General features: G+C 75.1%; 3 protein-coding genes and 1 pseudogene. 3 read left to right on the forward strand and 1 reads right to left on the reverse strand.

Translation table 11 applies throughout. The annotated features are described in order from the left end of the window. On the reverse strand, positions 1-116 hold a 116-nt coding region (locus ACFE8Y_RS19860; RefSeq protein ID WP_375466101.1), incomplete at its 3' end, for a DUF6894 family protein. A gap of 146 nt (positions 117-262) precedes the next feature. Here ACFE8Y_RS19860 and ACFE8Y_RS19865 point away from each other — a divergent pair. From ACFE8Y_RS19865 to addA, 3 genes and pseudogenes are all read left to right on the forward strand, one after another. After that, positions 263-411, forward strand: a pseudogene (locus tag ACFE8Y_RS19865) (IS256 family transposase); the annotation flags it as partial. A 271-nt stretch (positions 412-682) separates the two neighbouring features. Beyond that, the gene (gene addB / locus ACFE8Y_RS19870; RefSeq protein WP_375466099.1) at positions 683-3,853 is read left to right on the forward strand and encodes a double-strand break repair protein AddB; all 3,171 of its coding nucleotides are present in this window, start codon (positions 683-685) and stop codon (positions 3,851-3,853) included. 175 nt (positions 3,854-4,028) lie between these two features. Beyond that, a partial coding sequence (addA, locus tag ACFE8Y_RS19875) for a double-strand break repair helicase AddA (RefSeq protein ID WP_375466100.1) occupies positions 4,029-7,003 on the forward strand: 2,975 nt, incomplete at its 3' end.

Raw genomic sequence — 7,003 nt, forward strand, 5'->3', positions numbered from 1 at the left:
ACTGCCGCCGACAAGCGAATCGCTTCGAGGCGAGCCATTGCAAGGTTGGCTAAGACCGTCCCCTCATCGTCCGGGACGTCGATTCCGTCGTGGATGTTGAAGTGATAGCGAGGCACGACGTTCTCCGCACTGAGCAGGGGGGAGCGAGCACGCTCTCAGCCGCCAGCGCCCGAGAGTGTCGGCCGGCGATGAAGGGAAAGGCGTCGGCAGGCTGAACCGTTCCCGAGCGCCCGCCGCACCAGCGAAAACGGCGCGCCAGGGCAAGGGCGCGCGCTCGCCGATCAACGCCAAACTGACGGTCCTCAGGCTCGTGATGGCAGCTTCGAAGACGTGGCGACGCCTGAAGGCTAGAAACAGTTGCCCAAGGTCGCCGCCGGTGCCACCGTCCGCGACGGGACCGAGGTCATCGCGCGCCGAGAGCCGTGCCCGATCCCGTTGGATCGGGCACGGCTCTCAGTCTTTGTTGTATCGCGCTCTCTGACGACGAACCGGCGTCCACTTCGTCGCAGAGCGCTCCAGATCACCGCGCCGCCTGACCGCCTCCGTCACCCAAAACCTCGCATAGCTCCGTCCGCTTCGTCGGAGAGCGCTCCAGCGCCCGCGAAATGGTTTGAGGAACGGATGCGGAACCTTTAGATTTCGCCGGATGCCGAACCTGGGACCTTCGACCTCCTCCGCGCGGGTGACGCCCATCCTCGCCCCCCGCGTCCTCACCATCACCCGCGGCGCGCGGTTCCTGCCGACGCTGGCCGAGGCCCTGATCGACGGGCGCCTCGTGGGCGACCTCGGCCGCGATCCGCTGGCGCTCGCCGCGGTGACGATCTACCTGCCGACCCGCCGCGCCGCGCGCGCGCTCGCAGCGCTCCTGGCCAGCCGCCTCGGCGCCGCCGCCCTGCTGCCGCGGATGATCCCGCTGGGCGAGGCCGACGAGGCCGAACTCGACCTCGCCGCCGAGCCGCTGCTGGAGAACGGGCCCGACACCCTCGCGCCGCCGATGCCGCCCCTGGAGCGGCGCCTGATCCTCGCCCGCCTCGTCCAGTCCTGGGCGGAGGCGGTGGACCGCACCCTGCTGCCGATCGAGGCCGAGGTGCCGTTCCTGGTGCCGTCCTCCCCCGCCGACGCGGTGGCGCTCGCTGCCGACCTGGAGCACCTGATGGATGCGCTCACCGTCGAGGGGCTGCCCTGGTCTGAGATCGCGGGCGCCGTCGAGGCCGAGTATTCCCGCTACTTCGGCCTCACCCTCGATTTCGTGCGGATCGCGGCCGAGAACTGGCCCCGCATTCTGGCCGAGCGCGGCATGAGCGATCCGGTCTCCCGCGCCCGCAACCTCGTGCTGGCCGAGGGCCGGCGCCTCGTCCGCGAGCGGCCCGACGACCCGATCGTGGTCGCGGGCTCGACCGGCTCGGTGCCGGCCACCGCCCGGCTCATCGCCGCGGTGGCCGGGCTGCCGCGCGGCGCCGTGGTGCTGCCGGGCCTCGACCTCGACCTCGACGCGGCGGGCTGGGACGCGATTGAGACCGGCGAAGGTCTCGACCGGGAGATCGCGCACGGCCACCCGCAGGCGGTGCTGCACCGGCTGCTCGGCCCCGGCTGCCTCGGGCTGTCCCGCGGGGCCGTCCCCGATCTCGGGCGGCCCGACCCGGACGCCGCCGCCCGCGCCGGCCTGCTGTCGCAGGCGCTGCGCCCGGCCGAGACCACCGAGGCGTGGGCGCGCCTCGACCCGGCGGCCCGCGCGACGCTCTGCGCCCGGGCTTTCGCCGGGCTCAGCGTCGTCGAGGCCGCCGACGAGCGCGAGGAGGCGCTCATCGCCGCGGTTGCGCTGCGCGAGACGCTGGAGACGCCCGCGGCGGAGGCGGTGCTGATCACCCCCGACCGGGCGCTCGCGGCCCGGGTGGCGGCCGAGCTCGGCCGCTGGGGGATCGTGGCCGAGGACGGCGCGGGCTCAAGCCTCGGCCGCAGCCCGGCCGGCCGGCTGGCGCGGCTGGCCGCCGAACTCGCCGCCGACCTCCACCGCAGTCAGGCCGAGGCGATCCCGGCGCGAATTATCGCGCTCTTAGCCCATCCGCTGGTGCGCCTCGGGCTGCCCCGCGTCGACGTGGTGCGCGGCGCCGCCGCCCTGGAGATCGGAACCTTCCGCGGGCCGGCTCCGACGCCGGGCTTCGCGGGGCTGCGCGCGGCGCTCGCCGACCAGCGCACGGCAGACCCGCGGCACCAGCCCCGCGCCAAGCGCCGTCTCGCCGAGACCGACTGGGAGTTGGCCGCCGCCCTCCTCGATCGCCTGGAACTGGCCTTCGCACCGCTCCTGGACTTCGCCGGGCAGGCTCGGGCGGACGCGCCCGCCTGCAACCTCGTCGAGGCGGCCACCCACCATCGCGGCGCCTGCGACGTGCTGATGCAGGCCGACGACGAGGCCGCGGAGGCCGTCCCCGACGCCTCGCTCGCCTGCCTCGACGCCCTGTTCGACGACCTCGAGATGGCCGAGCCCAGCCTGCTGCCCGGTGCCTTCGCCGACTACCCGGCCTTCTTCACGACGCTCGCCGCCGAGCGCGTCGTGCCCTGCGCCGGCGCGCCGCCGCACCCGCGCCTGCGCATCCTCGGGCTGCTCGAAGCCCGGCTGACGGACGCCGATCGCGTCGTGCTCACCGGCCTCGACGAGGGCGTGTGGCCGGGCAAGGCCATCACCGACGCCTTCCTCAACCGTCCGATGCGCGAGCGGATCGGCCTCAACCCGCCCGAGCGCCGCCTCGGCCAAGCGGCCCACGACTTCGTCCAGGCGCTCGGCTGCCGCGACGCGGTGATCACCCGCGCGGCCAAGCGCGAGGGCGCGCCCACCGTGCCCTCGCGCTTCCTCCAGCGCATCCGCGCGTTCGCCGGCGAGCCGTCCTGGGCGACGGCACTCGATGCCGGAAGGCGGTTTGCCGGCTACGCACGGGCGCTCGACACCGCGCCGGCGCAAGGCCGCCTGACCCAGCCGAAGCCGCGGCCCGACCCGGCGCTGTTTCCGCGCTCCCTGAGCGTCACCGAGATCGAGACCCTGGTCCGCGACCCCTACGTGATCTTCGCCCGCCACGTGCTCGGCCTCGACCCGCTGGAGCCGGTGGCGGTGCGGCCCGGCGCGGGCGAGCGCGGCTCGATGGTCCATGGCGTGTTCGCCCGCTTCGCCGCCGATCATCCCGAAGGCCCGGTCGATGGCGTACGGGCACAGCAGCGGCTCCTCGCCCACGCCCTCGACGCCTTCGGCCCGATCCAGGACACCTATCCCGAACTCTACGCCGAGTGGTGGCCGCGCTACGAGCGGATGGCCGCGCTCTACCTCCCCTGGGAGATCGAGCGCCGCCCGGGCCTCACGCGCATCCACCCCGAGGTGTCCGGGCGCTGGGCGATCCCGATGGGCCGCGAGAGCTTCACCCTGCGGGCGCGCGCCGACCGGATCGAGCGGCGGGGCGCTGGCGCCTGCATCGTCGACTTCAAGACCGGCGCGCCGCCCTCGGCCCGGGAGGTCTTCGCCGGCTTCTCGCCGCAACTGACCCTGGAGGCGGCGATGCTCATGGCCGGCGCCTTCGACGGCGTCCCGGGCAGCGCCGAGACGCCTGACCTCCTCTACGTCTACGCCTCGGGCGGCCGGAAACCCTTCGTGCCCCTGCCGGTCAAGCCGCCCCGAGGTGACGCTCGCACCGTCGAGGCGATCATCGCCGACCACGCGGCGCGCCTGAAGGGGCTCGTCGCCCGCTTCATGACGGGGCAGGCGGCCTACACCTCGCGGCCCTACCCGAAGTACGCCAAGTCCTACGGCGACTACGACCACCTCGCCCGCGTGCGCGAATGGTCGCTCGCCGGGGAGGGGGAAGCGTGACGCCGGATGGAGCGCGGACCGCCTCCGCCGCCGGACGCGCGGCGCCCGCGGGAGCCCACGGCGAGCCCGCGATCCGGCACGGCGTCGAGGCGGCGCGCACCAAGCTCCAGGACCCCGACGCGATCATGATGCCACACCGGGCCGTCCCGCGGTCGCGGGAACGCGGAAGCCGCCCATGACCGAAGCCTTCGTCGTCGACGCGCTGACGCAGGACGCGCAGCGCCGGGCCGCGGACCCGCGCGCCTCGGCCTGGGTCTCGGCCAATGCGGGCGCCGGCAAGACCAAGGTGCTCACCGACCGGGTGGTGCGCCTGCTGCTGGACGGCGCGGCGCCGGGGCGCATCCTCTGCCTCACCTTCACCAAGGCGGCAGCGGCCAACATGTCGATCCGGATCTTCCGGACGCTGGGGCGCTGGGTGACGCTGGACGACGCGGCGCTCTCGGCCGAACTCGCGGGCCTCACGGGTGCCGCCCCGTCGCGCGGCCGGCTCGACGCGGCCCGGCGCCTGTTCGCCCGCGCGGTGGAGACCCCGGGCGGCCTGAAGATCGAGACGCTGCACGCGCTCTGCGAGCGGCTGCTGCACATGTTCCCGTTCGAGGCCAACGTGCCCGCCCGCTTCGTCGTCCTCGACGAGAACCAGGCGCGCGACGCCTTCGCGATCGAGACCGACAACGTGCTCGCCGACGCGGTCGGCGGCGACGCGACCCTGAGCGAGGCGCTGGCCGTCGTCGCCCCGGAGGCGACGGGCGACGCCCTGCGCCGGGCGATCCGGCAGGCGATCGCCGCCCGCGCGGTGCTCGCCGACCGCGGCGGGCTGGCGCCGCAGTTCCGCAGGCTCGGCGGCGCCCTCGGGCTCGGCGAGGGCGAGACGCACGAGACCCTCGTCCGCGCGATCCTGGAGGACGGCCTCGCGGACCGGCGGGCGCTGGCCGAGCACCTGCGAACGGGCAAGGCGACGGACGAGGGCCTCGCCGACGGCCTGCGCGCCGCCGCCGCGGCGCGGGACGTCGCCGAGGCGCTGGAGCATTACCGCGGCGTGTTCTTCACGGCCAAGGACGAGCCCAAATCCGCCAAGAGCCTCGGCACCAAGGCGGTGCCCGAGGACGTGCGCGCCGCGCTGGTCGCCGAGCGCGACCGCCTGGAGCCGCTGTTCGACCGCCTGCGCGGGGCGCAGGCGCTGGCGCGAACGCGGGCGCTGTTCACCCTGGCCAGCGAGATCCACCGCCGCGTCGAGACGCAGAAGGCGCGGCTCGGCGCCCTCGACTTCGACGACCTGATCCACAAGACCCTCGACCTGCTGTCCCGGGTCGGCGCCTCCTGGGTGCTGTACAAGCTCGACCGCGGCGTCGACCACGTGCTGATCGACGAGGCGCAGGACACCAACCCGCAGCAATGGGCGATCCTCGACCGGATCACCGCCGAGTTCGCCGCCGGTGCCGGCGCCCGCACGGGGCTGCGCACGCGCTTCGTCGTCGGCGACCCCAAGCAGTCGATCTACAGCTTCCAGGGGGCCGAGCCGCGCGAATTTGCCGAGATGCGCGGGCGCTGGAAGCGCGCGGCGGAGGCCGCCGATCTCGCCTTCGCGGACGTCGAGCTGAAGCTCTCGTTCCGCTCGACGCTGGGCGTGCTGCGGGCGGTCGACGCCACCTTCGGCATCGCGGAGCACTACCGGGGCCTCTCCTTCGGCGACGCGGCGACCGGCACCGTCCACACCACGGCACGCGCCGGCGCGCCGGGCACCGTCGAGCTGTGGCCGATCGCCGAGCCCGCCGAGGAACCCGAGCCCGACGCCTGGACCGCGCCCGTCGACGCGCTCGAAGCGAACGCCCCCGCGATCGTCACCGCGCGCCGGATCGCCAGGGCCGTGCGCACCTGGGTGACGACGGGCGATTCGTCCGGGCGGGTGTGGCGGCCGGGCGAGGTGCTGGTGCTGGTGCGCAAGCGTGGGCCCGCCTTCGAGGAGGTGATCCGCGCCCTGAAGGGTGCCGGCGTGCCGGTGGCGGGCCAGGACCGGCTCGATGTCGCCGCTCACATCGCGGTGGCCGACCTCGTCTCGGTCGGACGCGCCGGGCTCCTGCCCGCCGACGACCTGACGCTCGCCTGCGCCCTGAAGACGCCGCTGGTCGGGCTCACCGACGACGACCTCGTCCGCATCGCCGCCCGCCGCGACCGCTCGGAGACCCTGGAGGACGCGCTTGCGCGCCACGCGGCGGCCGGCGATCCGGCGGCGATCCGCGGCCGCGATGCCCTCGCGCACTGGATCGCGCTCGCGGGGGCGCAGGGCCCGTTCGGCTTCTACGCGGCGCTGCTCGGGCCGGGCGAGGGGCGGGCTCGCCTCGTCGCGCGGCTCGGCGGCGAGGCGGGCGACGCCATCGACGTGTTCCTGCTGGCCGCCGCGCAGGTCGAGCAGGGCCCCGACGCGCCCTCGCTCGGCGGGTTCCTCGCCCGCTACGCCGGGGCCGGACGCGGGGAAGGCGGCCACACGGTCAAGCGCGACCTGGAATCGGGGCGCGACGAGGTGCGGGTGATGACCGTGCACGGTGCCAAGGGCCTGGAGGCGCCGGTCGTCGTGGTGATCGACGGCTGCGAGCCGCTCGGACGCACCGATCCGCCTCTGCTCGCCATGTCGGAGGCCGAGACCCTGCCGCCGGTCTGGTCGAGCGCGAAGGCCTACGATTGCGCCGCGATCGGGCAGGCGCGCGAAAACCTCCGGGCGCGGGGCCGCGAGGAGCACAACCGCCTGCTCTACGTCGCGATGACGCGGGCGGCCGACCGCCTCGTCGTCGCCCCCTACCGCGGGCACGAGCGCGAGACCGCCGCCGCGTGGTGCGAGATGATCCGCGCAGGCATGATCCGCGACTGCGGAGCGGGCGAGGCCGTCGAGACGTCCTACGGGCCGGCGCTCCTATGGCGCGACGGCGCGGGACCGGAGATTGGGACGGCCGCACCCTCCGCCCTTCCCGAAGCCGGCGCGATCCCGGCCTGGCTGCGGCGCCCGGTGCCGGCCGAGGCCGAGGCGGCCCCGCCGCTGAGCCCGTCGGGCGCGATGCGCGCGGCCGACGGCGAGCGGCGGATGCCGCCGCGGCAGGCGGACGCCGAGGCGCGGCGGCGCGGCAAGCTGATCCACGCCCTGCTGGAGCACCTGCCGCG

Source organism: uncultured Methylobacterium sp., from assembly GCF_964242245.1.
Lineage (GTDB): Bacteria > Pseudomonadota > Alphaproteobacteria > Rhizobiales > Beijerinckiaceae > Methylobacterium.